We start from the raw sequence: 19,948 nt of genomic DNA, 5'->3' as shown, positions 1-19,948 counted from the left end.
AGTTCTCTTTCTACACTGCGAAGGGGTATTCGCGCAACAACTCCATGGCCCGCTGCCCCCGTTCTCCCAGAAAGAAGTCATGAATGAAGGGGTGCGGGTAGGCAATCACCTCTTTGGGCGCCCCACTCACGATGATGTGCTTGTCGGCCACCACGGCAATGCGCGTGCTGAGTTCGAACAGGGTATCCAGGTCGTGCGTCACCATCACCACGGTCAGGCCGAGTTCGCGGTGCAGGGATCGCAAGAGCGCGCAAAAGGCATCGGCGCTGTCGGGGTCCAGCCCGGCGGTGGGCTCGTCGAGCAGCAGCAGCGGTGGATCCATGATCAGGGCCCGCGCCAGGGCGACGCGCTTGACCATGCCGCCCGATAGGTCCGCCGGCATCTTGTGTGCCTGTGAGGGGTCCAGTCCGACCATCTGCAGCTTCACCATGGCGGCGTCGCGAATCAGCGCGCGAGGCAATTGATTGAGTTCGCGCAGCGGGAAGGCAATGTTTTCCAGCACCGTGAACGCAGAAAACAGGGCGCCGTGCTGGAACAGCATGCCCACGCGGCTGGCCGCCCCCTCGTTGCCCAGCTCTGAAGCCGGCTTGCCCAGCACGGTAACGCGCCCGCGGGCAGGTTTCTCCAGCCCCAGAATCTGGCGCAGCAAAACGGTCTTGCCACTGCCGGATCCGCCCACGATGGACAGCAACTCGCCCGCCGCAATGCTGAGATCCAGGTCCTGGTGAACCACCGCCGCCTGCCCTGCGCTGCGAAACACCGACCAGAGCTTGTCGATCTGCACTACGGGCTCAACGGGTGCGCTCATATGCCAATGTCCTTGAACACGACGGCAAACAGGGCGTCCACCAGAATCACCATGGTGATGGAGCTCACCACCGAGGCCGTGGTGCCTTGCCCCAGGCTCTCGGTGTTGGGTTTGACGCGCAAGCCGTAGTGGCAACCAATCAGCGCAATCAGCAGGCCGAACACAACAGATTTCCCCATTGCGAGGAACAGGTTGGACACTTGCACGGCGCGCGGCAGGGCGCTGAAAAAGTAGGCAGGGGTTACGCCCATCACCAGGTCCGAGGCCAGCATGCCGCCCAGCAGTGCGGCCAGCGTCGTCCAGACGGTCAGCAAGGGCATGGCCAATGCCATGGCCATGGCACGCGGCATCACCAGCCGGTAGCCCTGGGGGATACCCATCACACGCATGGCATCGAGTTCTTCGGTCACGCGCATCACGCCGATCTGTGCGGTGATGGCCGAGCCCGAGCGCCCTGCAATCAGGATCGCGGCCAGCACGGGGCCCAATTCGCGGATCAGCGAAATGCCCAGGATGTTGACGATGAAAGCATCGGCACCAAACTGGCGCAACTGCTGGGACATCAGGTAGGCCAGCACCACGCCAATCAGAAAGCCGACCAGCGCGGTAATGGGCAATGCCGTGGCGCCGATGTGATACAGGTGGCCCGAGACATCACGCCAGGGGCCTTTGCCCGGTGCGCGTGCCAGCCGGACGAAGTCAATCAGCAGCTGGCCCACCAGGCGCAATAGATCCCGGGCATGGTCAATGAGGAACCACAGTTTGCTGCCCAGCAACAAAAACGCCTGCCAGGCCGAGGTCTTGCGAGCCGGGGGCGGCGGCACGGTGTAGTGGGCTACTCGCGTCAGCATGGCGCGCTGGGCATCAAGCACCAGCAGCTTGTCGGGCCAACGGTGGCCCCAGGCGTTCCACAGCACTTGTGCGCCGGTGTGGTCGAGCTTTTGCAGCCCCTGCAAATCCCATGTCCAGCGGCTTATCTCGGGTGTGTCAAAGGCGTTGAGATCGGATTCAATGCCGGACCACACCGTGGGCTCGGCCAGTCGCGCCGCGGTCCAACATCCCGACAGCACCACGGCCGGATGGTCCGGCGTGGCCTGGCGGGTGATGCGAGGGATGGTGTCCTCCATGGCGGGCGCTGACTCAAAAGGGTAGGGCCTTCCATCGTAACGCCAAAGCCCGCAGCGATCTCCGACAGTGGCACAGGCACCCCGGCCCTTGCGGCAAAATGGCCCCAACAGGAGACATCATGAGTAATTCCGCCTTTGCATCCAACCCCGAGCTGAGTGTTGAACAACGTGGCCCGGTGCTGTGGCTCACCATCACCCGCGAAGAGCGTCGCAACGCCATGAGCCATGGTGTGTTGGCGGCCATGACGCAGGCCATTTCAGCAGCGCAATCCCGGCGCGATATCCGCGCCATCGTGATCACCGGCGCGGGCGTGAAGGCGTTTTGTGCCGGCGCTGACTTGCAGAGTGCCAATGCTTTCACCACCGACTATTCCGAGCCGCATGGGCACCTGGCGCAGTTGCTGCGTGTGGCGCGCGCCAGCTACGTACCGCTGATTGCCCGCGTGAACGGCGCCTGCATGGCCGGTGGCATGGGGTTGATGTCCATGTGCGACATGGCCGTGGCTGCGCGGCATGCTGTGTTTGGCCTGCCCGAAGTCAAGGTCGGCGTGTTCCCGGCCCAGGTGCTGAGTGTGTTGCAGCATTTGATCCCGCGGCGCGTACTCAGCGAGATGTGCCTGACCGGCGAGCCCATCACTTCGGCGCAGGCCCTGGAGGTGGGGTTGGTGAACTATGTGGACGACGATGTGGATGCCAAGCTGCAGTGGCTGCTGGAGCGCCTGCTCGACAAGTCGCCTGCAGCCATCCGGCGCGGGCTCTACACCATGAAGAAAGTGGAAGCCATGGCGTTTGAGGAGTCAATGTCTTTCACCGAAAGCCAGATTGCGTTGTTCACCCTGACCGATGACGCCAAAGAAGGACAGAAAGCGTTTCAGGAAAAGCGCAAGCCCAACTGGGCCGGGCAATAAGGCCGGTTTCAGGGGGCGCCTTAGCGCCACACCTTGTTCAGCGCTGTCCAGGCGCTGATCACCACCGGATCGGCCATGCGGGTTTTCAGGCAGAGGAAGCTCAGCCGGCAGTCCAGGCTGACCTTGTCGGCAATCACCAAACCCCTGGCTTGCGCCTCGGCAATGGCAATGGCGTCCCGCACCAGGCTCAGCCCCACACCGGATCGGACCAGATCAAGCATGGAGGCCTCCTGGTCCACCAGGGCCACCCGGCGTGGCTTTACGCCCAGTGGGTCGAATACGCTGGCCAGCATGCGGTGATGGGCCGAGGCCGCGGGCGTTGACAGCCAGGGCAATGCTGCCAGCGCCTTCCAGTCGCGCCCCAGCACCTGCTCGCCCCAGCCTGCAGGTGCCAGCACCCGGTAGGTGATGTGGGACAGTATCTTGATTTCAAAGGCCTGCGCATCATCCAGCGGTCCGAGGTGAAAACCGATGTCGAGTCCGCCATGGGCCACCTGCGCAAGGACCTCGCCGCTCATGCCCTGGCGCAACTCGGTTTCAATCTGCGGGGCGGTCTCCACCAACTCTTTCAGAAAAGCACCGAGGCGGGTGAATTCAGGGTCGAGGATGGTGCCGATGCGCAGGCGCCCGCGTACGGTGCTGTGCAGCCGGTGAGCGGCCTGGCTGAAGTCTGCCAGGGACTGCAGGGCCTTCTCGGCTTGGGGCAACAGGGCCAGCCCGTCGCGGGTCAGCGTCAGGCCATGCGGTGCGCGCGTGAACAAGATCAGGCCGGTACTTTCCGCCAGGCTCTTGAGTTGCAGGCTCACGGCCGGCTGGCTCAGGTGAAGGCGCAGCGCTGCACGCGAAACATTGCCTTCCCGCGCCACCGCCACAAAGGCGCGCAGGATGTGAGGATCGGCGATGTCAGTCATATGTAAATAATTTATATCATCATTTTGTCGAATTCATTGGCAATTTCAATGGCCTTTGGCGAAACTTGCGTTTTTTGAAGGCGGTTGGTTATGAAAAATATAAATATCAAATTCTGGTCTGACGCTGCCTGTCGGCCTGCTGCGCCTGCGGCCAAGTAAGCTCTCGCCATGAGCACTACTTTCGACTACATCATCATCGGTGCCGGCACCGCGGGCTGCCTGCTGGCCAACCGGCTTTCGGCGGACGCCAGCAAACGGGTCTTGCTGATCGAGGCCGGGCGCAAGGACGACTACCACTGGATTCACATCCCGGTGGGCTACCTGTATTGCATTGGCAACCCGCGAACCGACTGGCTCTACAACACAGAGCCTGATGCCGGCCTCAATGGCCGTTCATTGCGTTACCCGCGCGGCAAGACATTGGGTGGGTGCAGCAGCATCAACGGCATGATCTACATGCGCGGCCAGTCACGCGATTACGACCAGTGGGCGCAGCTTACTGGCGACGATGCCTGGACCTGGGACCACTCGCTGCCGTATTTCATGCTGCACGAAGACCATCACAAGGGTGCCAATGCCCTGCACGGCGCACGCGGTGTGGCTCCGGAATTGATGCGCGATGGGGAGACCCTGTATCGCAAGGTGCTGCGCCATCGCAACGCGGGTGGCGAATGGCGGGTGGAAAAGCAGCGCTTGCGCTGGGACGTGCTGGACGCCTTCTCACAGGCTGCGCAGCAGGCAGGCATTCCCGCCAGCGAGGACTTCAACCGGGGCAACAACGAGGGTGTGGGTTATTTCGAAGTGAATCAGCGCGAGGGCTGGCGCTGGAACACAGCCAAGGCCTTCTTGCGCCCCGTCTGTTACGCACGGCCCAATTTCGAGATGTGGACCTCGGCCCAGGTGGCCCGCCTGGCGTTTGAAACACAGCCCGATGGCAGCCAGCGTTGCACCGGTGTGCAGGTGTGCGCCAATGGGGAAATGATCACGGCCACCGCCAGGGGGGAAGTCATCCTCAGTGCCGGCAGCATTGGGTCCCCCCAGATTCTGCAACTCTCCGGCATTGGTCCTGCCGCACTGCTGCAGCAGCACGGTATTGCGGTGGTGCATGACGCGCCTGGGGTGGGTGCCAATTTGCAGGACCACCTTCAAATCCGGTCCGTGTTCAAGGTCGATGGTGTCAAGACGCTCAACACGCAGGCCAATTCGCTGTGGGGCAAAGCCATGATCGGGCTGGAGTACGCCTTCAAGCGCAGCGGCCCCATGAGTATGGCGCCGTCGCAGCTGGGGGCTTTCACCCGCAGCGATCCCGCGCAGCCGCACCCCAACATCGAGTACCACGTGCAGCCCTTGAGCCTGGACGCGTTTGGCGAACCGCTGCACAGCTTCAATGCGTTCACCGCCAGTGTGTGCAACCTCAACCCCACCAGCCGCGGCACGGTGCAGATCAAGAGCGACAAGTTTGAGGATGCCCCGGCCATCGCGCCCAATTACCTGAGCACCGAGGCCGACCGCAAGGTGGCGGCGGATTCGCTGCGCGTGACACGCAAGATCGTGGCCCAACCGGCGCTGGCCAAGTACCAGCCCCAGGAGTGGAAGCCCGGCGTCCAGTACCAGTCCGACGCAGATCTGGCCAAACTGGCGGGCGACATTGCCACCACTATTTTTCACCCGGTGGGCACCACCAAGATGGGGGCGGCGGACGATCCCATGGCGGTCGTGGATTCGCGCCTGCGGGTTCGCGGCCAGGGCGGCCTGATTGCCGGCTTGCGGGTGGTCGATGCCGGTGTGATGCCCCTGATTACCAGTGGCAACACCAATTCGCCCACGCTGATGATTGCGGAAAAGGCAGCGCAGTGGATTGTGGAAGACGCCATTGCGCGCATGAAAGGGTAAATCCTGAAAGGGTTAGCCCCGATGTGGCGGCGTGCGTTGCCGTGTAAAGTTCTGCCAATCGTCAACGGGCCACAGGCTCGCTGAAGGTGAGAGGCCCTGGAGACAAGCCCGCAGGGGCAAAATCAAATGGATGCAGCCACAAGCAGTTGCATCCCGAAAAAGGCACCGGAAACCCCGGTGCCTTTTTTTGTTTCAAAAATGCCACCGCGCCCTCGTAGTTGTTGTGTTTTTAGCTATCAATTGAGTAGCATTCGAGCCATGAGTCCGGGTGAGACAATCAAAGCATGGAATTGTTCATTGTCTCGCTGGCCTCGCTCCTGGCCGGTTTTGTGGATTCGATCGTGGGGGGCGGCGGCCTGATTCTGGTGCCTGCCTTGTTCGCGACTTTCCCCGCCGCTCACCCTGCCACCCTGTTTGGCACCAACAAAGGCGCATCGGTCTGGGGCACGGGGTTTGCCACCTGGCAATTCAGCCGCCGCGTGGAGATGCGCTGGTCTGCCTTGCTGCCCGCAGCGGGCGCCGGATTTGTGTTCGCGTTCGGCGGGGCCTGGCTGGTCACACTGGTCTCGCCCGACTATTTGCGCAAAGCCCTGCCACTGGTCCTGCTGGCCGTGCTCTTGTACACCTTGTCGCGCAAAGACCTGGGCCGCAGCCACGCGCCGCAATTTTCAGGCACGAAGGAGGCCAGCATTGCGGCGGCTATCGGGGCGGTGATTGGTTTTTACGATGGTTTCTTTGGGCCGGGGACCGGCAGTTTTCTGGTTTTTCTGTTTGTCCGCCTGCTGGGTTATGACTTTCTCAGCGCCTCTGCATCGGCCAAGCTGGTCAACACTGGCACCAATGTGGCCGCGCTGATGCTCTTTGTGGCCAAGGGTCATATCTGGTGGCACTTTGTGCTGGCCATGGCACTGGCCAATGTGCTGGGCAGCCTGCTGGGCACCCGCATGGCGCTCAAGCATGGAACAGGTTTTGTGCGCGCCGTCTTTATCGTGGTGGTATCCGCGCTGATTCTGAAGACCGGCTACGACGCTTTTTTGCGCTGAATGCCGGCGGCGTGACACCTGTGCTGCGCTAGCGGGTGCCGGCTGCGGCGCTGGCGGCTTTTTCCGGGGAACTGGCGCCCAAAACGGCGGCACGCGGTGGCCATGGCATGTCGGCGAGGGTGCGCGGCTTGCCGATAGGTGCTGGTGCCTGGGCTTTTTGCACGGCGGTAATGTCTTCTGCGCTGGGATATTGGTTGAGCAGCCAGAAGTCAAAAACACGGCGCGCAATAGGGGCTGAGTTTTGAGCGCCAAACCCGGCGTTTTCCACAATCATGGCCAGTGCGATTTTGGGTTCTTCCGCAGGTGCAAAAGCCATGAACAGGGCATGGTCGCGAAAGCGCTCTTCCATCTTGGAGGCGACATATTTTTCGCCCTGCTTGATTTGCACCACCTGGGCAGTGCCGGTTTTCCCGGCACTGGTATAGCCTGCACCCCGAAAGGCGGCAGCGCCCGTGCCCTCGATGTTCACGCCCACCAGCGCGTTCTTGATGATGGCGATGTTCTCGGCTTTGGCAATCACTTCCCCCACCGATTCCCTCGTGGTGGTGGTGGGGGCATGCGTCATGATATCCACCACTTCCCGTACCAGGTGGGGCTTCATCTTGACACCATTGTTGGCCAGCGTGGCGGTGGCTGAGGCCAGTTGCAGCATGGTGAAGTTGTTGTAACCCTGACCGATGCCCAACGAGATGGTTTCGCCCGCATACCATTTTTGCTGATCGGCGCGCTTGTAGGCCTTGCGCTTCCAGGCGGTGGATGGCAGCAGCCCGCGCACCTCACCGAAGATGTCGATGCCAGTCAGCTCCCCAAATCCAAAGCGCTGCAAATTGTCATGAATGAGGTCCACACCCATGTCGTTGGCCAGAACGTAGTAATAGGTGTCGCAGGACTGAACGATGGAGCGGTACATGTCGACCGTGCCGTGGCCGCCCTCCTTGTCATCACGGAACCGGTGGCCGCCGAGCATGAAAAATCCGGGATCGGAAATGGACTGCTCGGGTGTGCGAAAGCCGGTTTCCAGTGCGGCCAATGCCATGAAGGGCTTGTAGGTGGAGCCTGGCGGGTAAGTACCGCGTAGCGCCCGGTTCAGCAACGGTTTGTCCGGTGATTCGTTGAGTGCCTGCCAGCTTTCGCTGTCGATGCCTTCCACGAACAAGTTGGGATCGAAGGTGGGCTTGCTGACAAAGGCCAGTACCTCGCCAGTCTTGGGGTCCAGTGCCACCAGCGCGCCGCGTCGCTCGCCAAATAGCTCTTCCACCATATGCTGCAGTTTGATGTCAATGGACAGCTTGACGGTATGGCCAGGCGTCGAGGGGCTGCTGGCCAGTCGGCGTGTGGCGCGTCCTCCGGCCGAGGTCTCCATCGAGTCGACGCCCGTGGTGCCGTGCAGCTGGGCCTCGAAACTCTGCTCAACGCCCAGTTTGCCAATGTATTCAGTGCCGCGGTAGTTGGCTTGGTCCTCCGAGTCGTCGAGCTTTTCTTTTTCCGACTCATTGATGCGCCCGATATAGCCAATGACGTGGCTGGCCAGTTCGCCAAAGGGGTAGTTTCGAAACAAGCGGGCTTTGATCTCGACGCCGGGGAAGCGAAAGCGCTGCGCCGCAAACCGGGCCACTTCTTGATCACTGAGGCGGGTGCGCAAAGGCAGCGACTCGAAACTTTTGGACTCGTCCAGCAGCTTCTTGAAACGGCGCCGGTCGCGTGTCGAAATGTCCAGCACCTGGGTCAGGTCTTCTATGGTCTGCTCCAGGTTGGCCACCTTGGAGGGCGTGACTTCCAGCGTATAGGCCGAGTAGTTGGTGGCCAGCACAATGCCGTTGCGATCAAGAATGAGGCCCCGGTTGGGCACCACCGGCACAATGGCGGTACGGTTGTTCTCGGCCTGCTCCAGCAAATCGGCATGCCGCACAACCTGCAGGTACACCAGTCGCGAGGCCAGCAGCGCAAACCCGATAACGACGGCCAGACTGGCCGCAATCACCCGCGTGCGAAAGCGCGACAGGTCGGCCTCAACATTGCGCAGTTCCGTCATGTAGCTATTGTCTTAAAGCGGTCTGTGCGCATCGGGGTTGGGAGCCCTTCGCTGCGGCAGCAGCAAAATGACGCTCACGACAGGCCACAACAGTGATTCAAGCACAGGGGCCAGCAACATCAGGAGGCCGGGAAAAGTACTGCCCGCCATCAGTCGAACGGTTAGTTCGATAGCATGTGCCGCGACGAACAAGGGCAGAACCTGCAAAGCCTGTGACGGCACAGTGAACCACAACAGGCGGCGATGAATGGCGATGGCAAAAAAGCTCAGAACCGTATAGGCCAGCGCATGCTGCCCCAACATCGCGCCTTGATGCACATCGGTGAGAAGACCGAACAGAAAGGCGACGCCAATGCCAACACGCCGCGGCTGATGAATACTCCAGAAGACCAAGGCCAGCGCCAGAATGTCCGGTGTCCAGGCGGCACGTCCCCACAAGCCCATGTTCTGCAACATGTTGAAGCCCATCGCCACCATCAGGGTGCCCCAGATGAACAAGGGATTGGCAGGCAATAGCAACTGCTGCCCGGGACGCATGATCATTTGCGAGCCCCTTTTTTAACCGGTCCTGCTGGCGTTTCGGCGGCGGGACGCGGTGCAATCTGAGCCGCAACGGGCTTGAGCACCATCACATGCCCAACGCCCGAGACCAATGCCAGCGGGGAACAGCTGATCCGGGCAAAGGCCGTGTCGACCCGGCGCTCAATTTTTTCGACCCGTGCCACAGGCAGGCCGGGTGGGTAAACGCCGTCCACGCCACTGGTGGTCAGCAGGTCACCGGCCTGGACGTCGGCGTTGGCCGCCATGAACCGCAGCTCCAGCGCACCCGAGCGTGATGTGGGGTCGCCGAAGGCCAGGCCCCGGGCTCCGGTGCGTGTGTTGAGTACCGGAATGGCCTGGTCGCGGTCGGTCACCAGCGTCACTTCGCTGACCATGGGGTAGACACGCGTCACCTGGCCCAGTACGCCGATTTCATCCATGACCGACGAGCCAGCGCCGACGCCATCGAGCAAACCCTTGTCGATGATGACCTTGTGTGTATAGGGGTCGGCGGCGTCGTAGAGCACCTGTGCCGCCAGTGACGGCATGGCCACTCTTTCTCTCAGTTGCAGAAGCCCGCGCAGGCGCGAGTTCTCAAGCATGAGTTGTTCAACCTGATTGGCGCGCTGGGATTGTGTGGCCAGTTTGCGGTGAGCTGCAGCCTCGCTGGCCTGGGCCGCGCTCAGGGATTCAAAATACTGGCCACCTCCGCGAATCCACTGCACCGGGCGCATGGCCAGCCACTGTACCGGGTAGAGGACAGCGGCCAGACCCACGCGCAGCGGCTGTGCGACATGAAAGCGCGCGTCGGCAACCATTAAAAACAGTGCCAGAACACTGAAGAAAATCAGTTTTGACAGGGCCGAGGGACCCTGTCTGAAGAAGGGGGGCGGTGTGCCGTCCAGCGTACCCAGTGGCATCGCTGTACCTGAGGTTTATTCGCTGGTGAAAATGGAGCCCAGGCGCTCCATCTGCTCCAGCGCAATGCCGCAACCCCGAACCACACAGGTCAGGGGATCTTCGGCCACCAGCACGGGCAAGCCCGTTTCTTCGGCCAGCAGACGGTCCAGATCACGCAGCAGTGCACCACCGCCGGTGAGCATCATGCCGCGGTCGGCAATATCGGCGCCCAACTCGGGGGGGGTTTGCTCCAGCGCATTCTTGACCGCTGACACAATGTTGTTGAGCGGGTCGGTCAGGGCTTCCAGAATCTCGTTGCTGGAGATGGTGAAACTGCGCGGTACGCCTTCGGACAGGTTGCGGCCGCGGACTTCCATTTCACGCACCTCGCTGCCGGGGAAGGCAGAACCAATCTTCTTCTTGATCGACTCCGCGGTGGGCTCGCCAATCAGCATGCCGTAGTTGCGGCGAATGTAGTTGATGATCGCTTCGTCGAACTTGTCGCCGCCCACCCGCACGCTGCCCTTGTAGACCATGCCGCCGAGCGAGATCACGCCGACCTCGGTGGTACCGCCGCCGATGTCCACCACCATGGAACCACTGGCTTCGCTGACGGGCAGGCCGGCACCGATGGCCGCTGCCATGGGTTCTTCGATCAGGTACACGTCACGTGCGCCCGCACCCAGTGCCGACTCGCGAATGGCGCGCCGTTCCACCTGGGTGGAGCCACAGGGCACGCAAATGATGATGCGCGGGCTGGGCCGGAAGATGCTGCGCGGGTGCACCATCTTGATGAACTGCTTGAGCATCTGCTCAGTGACGGTGAAGTCGGCAATCACGCCGTCCTTCATGGGGCGAATGGCTTCGATGTTGCCGGGAACCTTGCCCAGCATGGCCTTGGCTTCCTTGCCTACCGCCTGAATCGTTTTCTTGCCTTGAGGTCCACCTTCGTGACGGATGGCAACCACCGAGGGCTCATCCAGCACAATGCCCTGACCACGCACAAAAATCAGGGTGTTGGCGGTGCCAAGGTCGATCGCCAGGTCAGTGGAGAAGTACTGACGGAATGCTCCAAACATTAATATTCCTCTCGGGCACAGCGTGCACTTCGGCCCGCCGTCACCATGTTGACTGGTTCAAAATCGTATTTTTCTGGCATAAACCTGCTGGGTCGCAGACAGGCGGCCAAAGGCGGGATAATACCCTATCCCCTGTGAAACCTATAACCGGTGATGCCTCTTTAGAGGTGTTTTACAACCCGTTTCCAATGAAGATACGCCATGTCCCTGACTTCTGCTGACATCGCCCGCATTGCCAATCTTGCCCGACTGGAGCTAAAGCCAGCGGAAAGTGAGCGCATGCTGACACAAATCAATGGTTTTTTTGACATTGTTGAAAAAATTCGCGCGGTCGACACCACCGGTATTGAGCCCCTGTCCCATCCCGTCGCCGCTGTTCAGGACATTGCCCTGCGCCTGCGCGAGGACCGGGTGAGCGAGACCAATAACCGCGAGGCCAACCAGCGCAGCGCCCCGGCTGTCGAAAACGGGCTGTTCCTCGTTCCCAAAGTGATCGAGTAACGCGCCAGCCAACCCTTCACAGCGAAATACCTGTCCAAAGCATGACGCACGATAACTCCGCATTACACGACCTCACCGTGGCCCAATTGGCTACTCAGCTGCGCGAGCGCAAAGTCTCCGCCGTCGAAACCGCCCAGCATTTTTTGGCCCGAGCCCGGACCCATGCATCCCTGGGGGCGTTTCTCGACACCAACGAAGACGTAACGCTGGCCCAGGCACGCGCCGCCGACGCGGCGCTGGCCGCCGGCACCGCCAGTGCAGCGCAGGCCTTGCTGGGCGTGCCGCTGGCGCACAAGGATATTTTTGTCACGCAGGATTTTGTGACCACGGCAGGCTCCAAAATGCTGGCCAATTACCGTTCGCCTTTTGATGCCACGGTGGTTGCCAAGCTGGCGCAGCAAGGCGTGGTGACCCTGGGCAAGCTCAATTGCGATGAATTTGCGATGGGCTCGGCCAATGAAAACTCCGCCTTTGGCAAAGTCGCAAACCCATGGGATGCGACCCGTACGCCGGGTGGCTCCTCCGGCGGTAGTGCTGCTGCGGTGGCGGCGCGCCTGGTTCCAGCCGCCACCGGCACCGACACGGGTGGTTCGATTCGCCAACCCGCCTCTTTTTGCGGTATCACCGGCATCAAGCCCACCTATGGCCGGGCGTCGCGTTATGGCATGGTGGCTTTTGCGTCCAGTCTGGACCAGGCCGGGCCGATGGCACGTACCGCTGAAGACTGCGCCTTGCTGCTGTCGGCCATGTGTGGCCCGGACCCCGACCGGGACTCCACCTCGCTTGATGTGCCTGAAGAAAACTTCAGTCGTTCGCTCACCGACAGCGTGCACGGCCTGCGTATTGGCGTGCCTGCGGAATTCTTTGGTGAAGGTCTGGCTCCAGACGTGCGCGCAGCCGTGGAGGCGGCCCTGACGCAGTATGAAAAACTGGGCGCCAGGCTGGTGCCGATTTCGCTGCCCCGCACCGAGCTGTCCATTCCGGTTTACTACATCATTGCCCCGGCCGAAGCGTCCAGCAACCTGAGCCGATTTGACGGTGTGAAATTTGGCCACCGCGCGGAAAAATACACCGATCTGATCGACATGTACAAAAAGACCCGCGCCGAAGGTTTTGGTGACGAGGTCAAGCGTCGCATCATGATCGGTGCGTACGTTTTGTCACATGGTTACTACGACGCCTACTACCTGCAGGCCCAGAAAATCCGGCGCATGATTGCAGACGACTTCCAGCAAGCCTTCAAACAGTGCGACGTGATTGCCGGGCCGGTGGCGCCCACCGTGGCCTGGAAGCTGGGTGACAAAAGCGAAGACCCGGTGGCCAGCTACCTGGCTGATATTTTCACGCTGCCGGGCTCATTGGCCGGCTTGCCGGGCATGAGCATTCCGGTTGGTTTCGGTGCGGGTGAGATGCCTGTTGGCATGCAGCTGATCGGGAATTACATGCAGGAGGCCAAGCTGCTCAATGTGGCGCACCGCTTCCAGCAAGCCACAGAGTGGCACAGTGCCAAGCCCAGGGGATTTTGAGTATGAACGTGTCCGTTGAAAAAGAACCGTCGTCGCCGTCAGCGGCGAAGAAGCCACCGTTGGTGATGGGGTACGAGGTTGTCATTGGGTTCGAGACCCATGCGCAGTTGTCGACCCAGTCCAAAATTTTCAGCCGTGCAGCGACCGCTTTTGGCGCCGAGCCCAACACGCAAGCCTGTGCGGTGGACCTGGCCCTGCCGGGCACCCTGCCGGTGATGAACAGGGGCGCCGTTGAGCGCGCGATCCAGTTGGGTCTGGCGATCGGCGCCCACATCGCACCGCGCAGCATTTTTGCGCGCAAGAATTATTTTTACCCCGATCTGCCCAAGGGCTATCAGATCAGCCAGTTTGAAATCCCTGTGGTGCAGGGCGGTGACGTCGAATTTTTTCTGGGCGATGAGAAGAAATCGGTACGTTTGGTGCGCGCCCATCTGGAAGAAGATGCGGGCAAGTCATTGCATGAGGATTTCGTGGGCCAGACCGGCATTGATTTGAACCGCGCCGGCACACCTTTGCTGGAGATCGTGACCGAGCCGGACATGCGCTCCAGCGCCGAGGCGGTGGCCTATGCCAAGGAACTGCACAAGATCGTGACCTGGATTGGCATTTGCGACGGCAACATGCAGGAAGGGAGCTTCCGCTGCGACGCCAATGTGTCGGTGCGCAAGCCTGGTGAGGCTTTGGGGACGCGGCGTGAGATCAAGAACCTCAACAGTTTCAAGTTCATGCAGCAGGCCATCGACTATGAGGTGCGCTGGCAGATCGAGCAGATTGAAGACGGGCATGCCATCCAGCAGGCCACCGTGCTGTTCAATCCCGACACCGGCGAGACACGCGCCATGCGGACCAAGGAAGATGCCGCCGACTACCGCTATTTCCCCGACCCCGATTTGCCGCCGCTGGTGATTGCGGACGAGTGGGTGCAGCGCGTGCGCTCCGAGATGACGGAGTTGCCGCGTGTGATGGCGGCACGTTTTGTGGCCGACTATGGCCTGTCCGAGTACGACGCAACCGCCCTGACGCAAAGCCGTGAGATAGCGGCCTATTTTGAGGCTGCGGTCAAGGCCTGCGGGCAGGCCAAACTGGCAGGCAACTGGATCATGGGCGAGGTGTCCCGCCGTCTGAATGCCGGCGAACTCGGTATCAAGCAGTCCCCGGTTTCGTCTGGACAGCTTGCCAACATCGTGACCCGGATCAGCGACGGCACGATCTCCAACAATGCGGGCAAGCAGGTATTCGATGCCATCTGGAACGGCCAGGGCGACGACGTTGATGCTCTCATTGAATCGCTCGGCCTCAAGCAGATGAATGATTCCGGCGAGCTGGAAAAAATCGTGGATACGGTGCTGGCGGCCAACCCGAAAAACGTCGAGGAATACAAGGCGGGCAACAGCAAGGCGCTCAATGCGCTGGTTGGCCAGATCATGAAGGGCAGCAAGGGCAAGGCGAATCCGCAGCAGGTCAACGATCTGCTCAAGGCGAAGCTGGGCTGACCATGTGCCAGACGGGGTTGTCAGCCCCGTCGAACATCAACGGGTCTTGCCAGTTGCGCCAGGCGCTGCAGAATGCTTGGCCCAGAGCTGCTGCAAGCGCACCAGCTCCTCGTCAAAGCGTGAGTTGACCCGTCGGAGCTCGCCATCCTGGTCCGCAATGAAGCGTCCCTGCACGGCCAGGCTCTGATTCACCTCATCCACCTGGCGGCGTAGTGCGGGGGGCGCTTTGGAGGGGTCTTTCTTGTAGAACTCCATCTCGTCATTCAGCGCACTGCGCTGACGCAACAACTCTTCCACACGGTTGACCGCCGCCTGGCGCACCACCCCGATTTGCACCAGAGCCTCCGCGCGTTCCTTGTCATGCACGATCTTGTTGGGATAGCGGATCAGCAGCGCGCGCTCACGCCGTTTTTCTTCAATCAGGCGAGTCCGGTCTTCGAGTTCGGCCTTGTCCCGGGCCTCCTGTTCGGCGCGTTCCTGGACGGTGAGGGTCGGTCCCACCTTGGTTCTGACGGTGCCGCTGGGGTTCAGGACCTTTTGTTCCCGGTCCGTGCATTCGGGGATGGGGCGGTCCGATGTCAGTTTGCGCCCCCGCGCGTCGACGCAGGTAAAAATGCCCTGAACTTGAGTTTGTTGAGCCTGGATCGAAGACATGCCAGACACGCCCGCCATCAGCAAGATGCCCTTGACAATAACCGTCGACACTTTCCTCAAGGTGTACCCCCAGATGTGATCATGTTTAAGCTTCCTCCACGCCGTATCGTTGCCGATAGGCCAGCACGCGTTGATGGTCCGCCGCCAGTTTACCGGCGTCGCCTGCGCTGTGGTTTTCCAGATACTGCATCAAATCCGTGAGCTTCGCAATCGAGCAAACCTCTAGCCCGAGCTGCTTGCGAACATACTGGACCGCGCTGTGCGCCACATCCACGCCATCTTCAGTCGCCTTTTCCTGGCGGTCCAGTGCAATGACCACGGCATGCGCCGTGGCGCCGGCCGCACGGATGATGGCAATCGATTCGCGTGCGGCGGTGCCGGCGGACATCACGTCGTCCACGATCAGCACGCGCCCCTTCAAGGGGGCGCCCACCAGCGAGCCGCCCTCACCGTGGTCCTTGGCTTCCTTGCGGTTGTAGGCAAAGGGCACATTGCGTCCCAGGCGTGCCAGCTCAATGGCCAGGGCCGCGCCCAGTGGAATGCCTTTGTAGGCCGGGCCAAAGATCATGTCGAATTCGATGCCGCTTTGCACCAGGCGTTGCGCATAAAATTGCGCCAGCCGTCCCAGCTTGGCACCGTCGTCAAACAGGCCCGCATTGAAAAAGTAGGGGCTGATACGGCCTGCCTTGGTTTTGAACTCACCAAAGCGCAGAACGCCACAGTCAAGCACAAACTGCACAAAATCCTGGGCCAATGCGTCCCGTGCTGGTGGGTTGGACCCGGTACCTGTTGCAACACTCTCTGACATGGGGAATTCCTTGTTTAAATTGACCAGCCTCAACCTTAACGGTATCCGTTCGGCCACGACCAAAGGCCTTGAAGCCTGGCTGGCAAAGACCAGGCCTGATTGTATTTGTGTGCAGGAGGTCAAGGCGCAGGCCGACGATGTGAAGGGCCGGTTTGAAGAACTGGCTGATCTGAAGGGTTACTTTCACTTTGCCGAGAAGAAGGGCTACTCGGGCGTGGGCATCTACACCCGGCACGAACCCAGTGAGGTGGTGGTGGGTTACGGCTCGGCCGATTTTGATGCCGAGGGGCGGTACGTGGAACTGCGCTTTGATACGGCCAGCACCAAGCGGTCCATCATCAGCTGCTATTTTCCCAGTGGCTCCTCCGGGGAAGAGCGGCAGCAGGCCAAATTCCGTTTTCTCGACGAGTTGTATCCGCATCTGACGCAACTCAAATCAGAGCGGGAGTTCATTCTCTGTGGCGACGTCAACATCGCGCACCAGGAAATCGACCTGAAGAACTGGAAAGGCAATCGCAAAAATTCGGGCTTCTTGCCCGAAGAGCGCGCCTGGATGACCAAGCTGCTGAATGAAGCCGGCATGGTGGACGTTTACCGACAACTGCAGCCCACGGCCACCGATGAAGCCTACACCTGGTGGAGCAACCGGGGCCAGGCTTATGCCAAGAACGTAGGCTGGCGACTGGACTACCATTTGGCAACGCCGGCTTTGGCTGCCTGTGCGCGGTCCGAGAGTATTTACAAAGATGAGCGTTTCTCGGACCATGCACCCATCACGATTGAATATGCTATTTAATCAATAGCATATTACGTATATTCCATAAGGGCCAGAGGCCTAAAATACCATCAATATGTTGCGCTACCTGACTGTTCCAGTGACCGACTTCCAGCAAAACTGCTCGATTGTCTGGTGCGACGAGACCTTGCAAGCCGCCGTCATCGATCCGGGAGGCAATCTTGACCGCCTGCTCGCCGAGGTCAAGCGACTCGGTCTGACGCTGACGCAGATCTGGCAGACCCATGCCCACATCGATCACGCAGGCGGAACGGCTGAGTTGGCGCGGCAGCTTCATCTACCCATCGTGGGTCCACATCCGGGGGATCAGTTCTGGATTGATGGCTTGCCAGAACAGGGACGGATGTTTGGCCTGCCTCACGCGGACGCGTTTGTGCCCACGCGCTGGTTGTTTGACGGTGACGCAGTGACGGTGGGTAATTGCACCCTGGAGGTACGCCACTGTCCCGGTCACACGCCGGGCCATGTGGTGTTTCACTCGCGCGAAGCCAAACGGGCCTTTGTGGGTGATGTTTTGTTTGCCGGATCGATTGGGCGCACCGATTTCCCGCAGGGCGATCAGGACACGCTGATTGCCAGCATCGTGCAGCGCCTGTGGCCCATGGGCGACGACACGGTGTTCATTCCGGGTCATGGCCCGGAGAGCACGTTTGGGCGCGAACGCAAAACCAACCCCTACGTGGGCGGCACCTGATGCGCCTGCCCACGTGGTGGGCTGTTGAGCGTTATCCTTTTTTCGCCCGCTCGTAAAGCGGCATCACTTTGGGCAAGTTGGCCTCAATCTCGGCGATGCGTGTGCTGCCGGAGGGGTGGGTCGACAGCCATTGTGGTGGTGCCCCCTTGCTGAGGGCGCCCATTTTTTGCCACAGGCTGACGCCGGCCCTGGGGTTGTAGCCGGCACGGGCGGCCAGTTCCATGCCTACCAGGTCAGCTTCGGACTCGTCTTCGCGGCTGAACTCCAGGGTCAGCAGTTGGGCGCCATAGTTGGTCAGGGTCTGTCCAACCTGTCCAAAACCGAAGAACTGGCTCAACAAGTTGGCACCCAGCCCGGTTGCGGCGTTCTTGCCCATGCGCTCGCGGGCATGTTCGCGCAGGGCGTGGGCAATCTCGTGCCCCATGACCATGGCCACCTCGTCATCGGTCAGCTTGAGCTGATCCAGGATGCCGCTGTAAAAGGCAATCTTGCCACCCGGCATGCAAAACGCGTTGACCTGCTTGCCGCCGATCAGATTGATTTCCCAGTGCCAGTCCCGGGCGCGCGGATTCCATGCGATGGCAAAGGGAATGATGTTCTTGGCAATGGCTCGCAGGCGTTGCACTTGGGGATGGTCCTTGGGGGCCAGTGCGTTCTTTGCGGCAGCCTGTTGCAGCATCTGGGTGTATTGCTGCCCAGCAGAGCGCTCCACGCTCTCGGCCGGCACCAGCTTGCTGAAAGCAGAATTGCCGCCCACCTCGACACCTTCGCGCGCCAGGGCCACAGGCGCAATCACCCCGCACAGGGCCAGCAGCAGTGTCAAACGCCGGATCGGATGGCGGCGAAGGGTTTGGTGAGTGTTCATGTTCGATTTGAAAAAGTGCACAAGGCTGCGCGTATTATTCCCGCATGACACCAAGTGCTCCCGATGCCAGCCAAATCAAGCCCTCCTGGGTGACCACCTTCAAGGTCTACCTGGAGCCGCCCACGGTGCGAATGCTGTTGCTGGGCTTTTCTGCCGGTCTCCCTTTGCTTCTGGTGCTGGGCACCTTGAGTTTCTGGCTGCGCGAGGCGGGCATTGACCGTACCACCATTGGTTACCTGAGCTGGGTCGGCCTGGCCTATGCCTTCAAATGGGTTTGGGCACCCCTGGTTGACCGGATGCCGATTCCCTTTCTGACGCGCTGGATGGGACGTCGGCGCAGCTGGCTTCTGGTTTCACAAGTTGCCATTTTGCTGGGTCTGGTGGCGATGTCGTTCAATGACCCCCGGGTGGCCCTGCAGCCGGTTGTCTGGGGTGCTTTGGCGGTGGCCCTGGGGTCAGCCACGCAGGACATTGCCCTGGACGCGTTTCGCATCGAATCGGCCGACCTTGATCGCCAGGCCGCACTGGCAGCGTCGTACCAAACCGGCTACCGCCTGGCCATGATCTGGGCGGGCGCCGGTGTGTTGTGGCTTGCTGCACGCGCCGAAGTGGCGGGTCTTCCCGCCTACCAGTTCGGCGCCTGGCAGGCGGCTTACCTGGTCATGGCGGGCAGCATGTTGCTGGGCATGCTGACCGTGATGTTGTCGCCTGAACCTCTGCGGCGGGAGTTAGCGCCCGCCCGGAATGCGGCCGAATGGCTCCATGGCGCGCTGGTTCAACCGTTTGCCGATTTTTTGCAGCGTTACCGATGGCAAGCCCTGCTGATTCTGGCGCTGATCGGGATCTACCGCATCAGCGATGTTGTCATGGGCATCATGGCCAATCCGTTTTACGTCGACATGGGGTACACCAAGGACGAAGTGGCGGCGGTGACCAAGATTTACGGCGTCATCATGACTTTGGTCGGGGCGTTTGTGGGGGGGGTGCTGTCTATGCGGCTGGGTGTGATGCGGGTGTTAATGCTGGGGGCTGTGCTGGGCGCTGCCAGCAATCTGCTGTTCGCCTGGCTTGGCACCCGGGGCCACGATGTGACGGCCCTGATCTTTGTGATCTCTGCGGACAACCTGTCCAGCGGCATCGCATCGGCGGCATTTATTGCCTATCTCTCTGGCTTGACAAATGTCAACTACTCTGCTACCCAATACGCATTGTTCAGTTCTATGATGTTGCTAGCCCCCAAATTCCTGGCGGGTTATTCGGGTCGCTATGTAGATGCATATGGCTATCAACACTTCTTCGTTGCCACCGCCCTGCTGGGTGTGCCCGTGCTTGTGCTGGTGTGGCTGGCTTCCCGGGTCAGGCGCCAGTGA

Annotated in this window: 19 protein-coding genes; 9 read left to right on the top strand and 10 right to left on the bottom strand. The window is 60.9% G+C overall.

Annotated features, from left to right (window positions below; genetic code table 11):
- Nucleotides 1-10: 10 nt before the first annotated feature.
- Together IV109_RS15445 and IV109_RS15440 are read right to left on the bottom strand one after the other, a co-directional pair.
- The gene (locus IV109_RS15445; protein WP_296698425.1) at nucleotides 11-808 is read right to left on the bottom strand and encodes an ATP-binding cassette domain-containing protein; all 798 of its coding nucleotides are present in this window, start codon (nucleotides 806-808) and stop codon (nucleotides 11-13) included.
- Complete coding sequence (locus tag IV109_RS15440) at nucleotides 805-1,935, bottom strand: ABC transporter permease (protein WP_296698422.1); 1,131 nt, start codon at nucleotides 1,933-1,935, stop codon at nucleotides 805-807. The genes IV109_RS15445 and IV109_RS15440 overlap by 4 nt, the downstream gene beginning before the upstream one ends.
- 119 nt (nucleotides 1,936-2,054) lie before the next feature.
- Between IV109_RS15440 and IV109_RS15435 the strand changes: the two genes are divergently transcribed.
- On the top strand, nucleotides 2,055-2,843 hold the full coding sequence (locus tag IV109_RS15435; protein WP_296698417.1) for an enoyl-CoA hydratase/isomerase family protein: 789 nt from the start codon (nucleotides 2,055-2,057) through the stop codon (nucleotides 2,841-2,843).
- A gap of 20 nt (nucleotides 2,844-2,863) precedes the next feature.
- Here the strand turns inward: IV109_RS15435 and IV109_RS15430 are convergent, their stop codons facing one another.
- Nucleotides 2,864-3,754 carry a LysR family transcriptional regulator gene (locus IV109_RS15430; protein ID WP_296698412.1) on the bottom strand — a complete coding sequence of 297 codons (891 nt, stop codon included), beginning with the start codon at nucleotides 3,752-3,754 and terminating at the stop codon, nucleotides 2,864-2,866.
- A 168-nt stretch (nucleotides 3,755-3,922) separates the two neighbouring features.
- Here IV109_RS15430 and IV109_RS15425 point away from each other — a divergent pair, with 168 nt between their 5' ends.
- Together IV109_RS15425 and IV109_RS15420 are read left to right on the top strand one after the other, a co-directional pair.
- Nucleotides 3,923-5,647 carry a GMC family oxidoreductase N-terminal domain-containing protein gene (locus tag IV109_RS15425; RefSeq protein WP_296698408.1) on the top strand — a complete coding sequence of 575 codons (1,725 nt, stop codon included), beginning with the start codon at nucleotides 3,923-3,925 and terminating at the stop codon, nucleotides 5,645-5,647.
- Between the two features lie 284 nt (nucleotides 5,648-5,931).
- On the top strand, nucleotides 5,932-6,690 hold the full coding sequence (locus tag IV109_RS15420; RefSeq protein ID WP_296698404.1) for a TSUP family transporter: 759 nt from the start codon (nucleotides 5,932-5,934) through the stop codon (nucleotides 6,688-6,690).
- A gap of 28 nt (nucleotides 6,691-6,718) precedes the next feature.
- Here IV109_RS15420 and mrdA read toward each other — a convergent pair whose 3' ends face one another.
- From mrdA to IV109_RS15400, 4 genes are read right to left on the bottom strand one after another with little or no spacing between them, the layout of a single operon-like run.
- Nucleotides 6,719-8,722: a penicillin-binding protein 2 gene (gene mrdA, locus IV109_RS15415; RefSeq protein WP_296698400.1), complete on the bottom strand. Its 2,004-nt coding sequence runs from the start codon at nucleotides 8,720-8,722 to the stop codon at nucleotides 6,719-6,721.
- A gap of 12 nt (nucleotides 8,723-8,734) precedes the next feature.
- Entirely contained in the window at nucleotides 8,735-9,265 is a 531-nt protein-coding gene (mreD, locus tag IV109_RS15410; RefSeq protein WP_296698395.1) for a rod shape-determining protein MreD, read from the bottom strand.
- Nucleotides 9,262-10,182, bottom strand: coding sequence for a rod shape-determining protein MreC (gene mreC / locus IV109_RS15405; RefSeq protein WP_296698392.1), 921 nt, complete (start codon nucleotides 10,180-10,182; stop codon nucleotides 9,262-9,264). The genes mreD and mreC overlap by 4 nt, the downstream gene beginning before the upstream one ends.
- Before the next feature lie 15 nt (nucleotides 10,183-10,197).
- Complete coding sequence (locus tag IV109_RS15400; RefSeq protein WP_296698389.1) at nucleotides 10,198-11,241, bottom strand: rod shape-determining protein; 1,044 nt, start codon at nucleotides 11,239-11,241, stop codon at nucleotides 10,198-10,200.
- Nucleotides 11,242-11,442: 201 nt separating this feature from the next.
- Here IV109_RS15400 and gatC point away from each other — a divergent pair, with 201 nt between their 5' ends.
- The 3 genes from gatC to gatB are packed head-to-tail and all read left to right on the top strand — an operon-like array spanning nucleotide 11,443 to nucleotide 14,761.
- Nucleotides 11,443-11,742, top strand: a complete 300-nt coding sequence (gatC, locus tag IV109_RS15395; protein WP_296698386.1) for an Asp-tRNA(Asn)/Glu-tRNA(Gln) amidotransferase subunit GatC — start codon at nucleotides 11,443-11,445, stop codon at nucleotides 11,740-11,742.
- Nucleotides 11,743-11,783: 41 nt separating this feature from the next.
- On the top strand, nucleotides 11,784-13,268 hold the full coding sequence (gene gatA, locus IV109_RS15390) for an Asp-tRNA(Asn)/Glu-tRNA(Gln) amidotransferase subunit GatA (protein ID WP_296698384.1): 1,485 nt from the start codon (nucleotides 11,784-11,786) through the stop codon (nucleotides 13,266-13,268).
- A gap of 2 nt (nucleotides 13,269-13,270) precedes the next feature.
- Nucleotides 13,271-14,761, top strand: a complete 1,491-nt coding sequence (gatB, locus tag IV109_RS15385; RefSeq protein ID WP_296698382.1) for an Asp-tRNA(Asn)/Glu-tRNA(Gln) amidotransferase subunit GatB — start codon at nucleotides 13,271-13,273, stop codon at nucleotides 14,759-14,761.
- Between the two features lie 36 nt (nucleotides 14,762-14,797).
- Here the strand turns inward: gatB and IV109_RS15380 are convergent, their stop codons facing one another.
- Together IV109_RS15380 and pyrE are read right to left on the bottom strand one after the other, a co-directional pair.
- The gene (locus tag IV109_RS15380) at nucleotides 14,798-15,466 is read right to left on the bottom strand and encodes a DUF4124 domain-containing protein (protein ID WP_296698379.1); all 669 of its coding nucleotides are present in this window, start codon (nucleotides 15,464-15,466) and stop codon (nucleotides 14,798-14,800) included.
- A gap of 34 nt (nucleotides 15,467-15,500) precedes the next feature.
- Complete coding sequence (gene pyrE, locus IV109_RS15375) at nucleotides 15,501-16,223, bottom strand: orotate phosphoribosyltransferase (RefSeq protein ID WP_296698375.1); 723 nt, start codon at nucleotides 16,221-16,223, stop codon at nucleotides 15,501-15,503.
- Nucleotides 16,224-16,233: 10 nt separating this feature from the next.
- On the opposite strand from pyrE, the gene IV109_RS15370 reads away from it, so the two are divergent.
- Both IV109_RS15370 and IV109_RS15365 read left to right on the top strand, forming a co-directional pair.
- Nucleotides 16,234-17,019 (top strand): exodeoxyribonuclease III, encoded by a 786-nt coding sequence (locus tag IV109_RS15370; protein WP_296698370.1) that lies wholly within the window; start codon nucleotides 16,234-16,236, stop codon nucleotides 17,017-17,019.
- 55 nt (nucleotides 17,020-17,074) lie between these two features.
- The gene (locus tag IV109_RS15365) at nucleotides 17,075-17,713 is read left to right on the top strand and encodes an MBL fold metallo-hydrolase (RefSeq protein WP_296698365.1); all 639 of its coding nucleotides are present in this window, start codon (nucleotides 17,075-17,077) and stop codon (nucleotides 17,711-17,713) included.
- A gap of 31 nt (nucleotides 17,714-17,744) precedes the next feature.
- Here IV109_RS15365 and IV109_RS15360 read toward each other — a convergent pair whose 3' ends face one another.
- On the bottom strand, nucleotides 17,745-18,578 hold the full coding sequence (locus IV109_RS15360) for a M48 family metallopeptidase (RefSeq protein ID WP_296698360.1): 834 nt from the start codon (nucleotides 18,576-18,578) through the stop codon (nucleotides 17,745-17,747).
- A 44-nt stretch (nucleotides 18,579-18,622) separates the two neighbouring features.
- Between IV109_RS15360 and IV109_RS15355 the strand changes: the two genes are divergently transcribed.
- A complete protein-coding gene (locus IV109_RS15355; protein WP_296698355.1) occupies nucleotides 18,623-19,948 on the top strand; it encodes an AmpG family muropeptide MFS transporter in 1,326 nt (441 codons plus the stop codon).

It is taken from the genome of Rhodoferax sp., from assembly GCF_018780565.1.
In the GTDB taxonomy this organism is placed as follows: Bacteria; Pseudomonadota; Gammaproteobacteria; order Burkholderiales; family Burkholderiaceae_C; genus Rhodoferax.
This window is presented reverse-complemented; position numbering and strand designations above follow the sequence as displayed.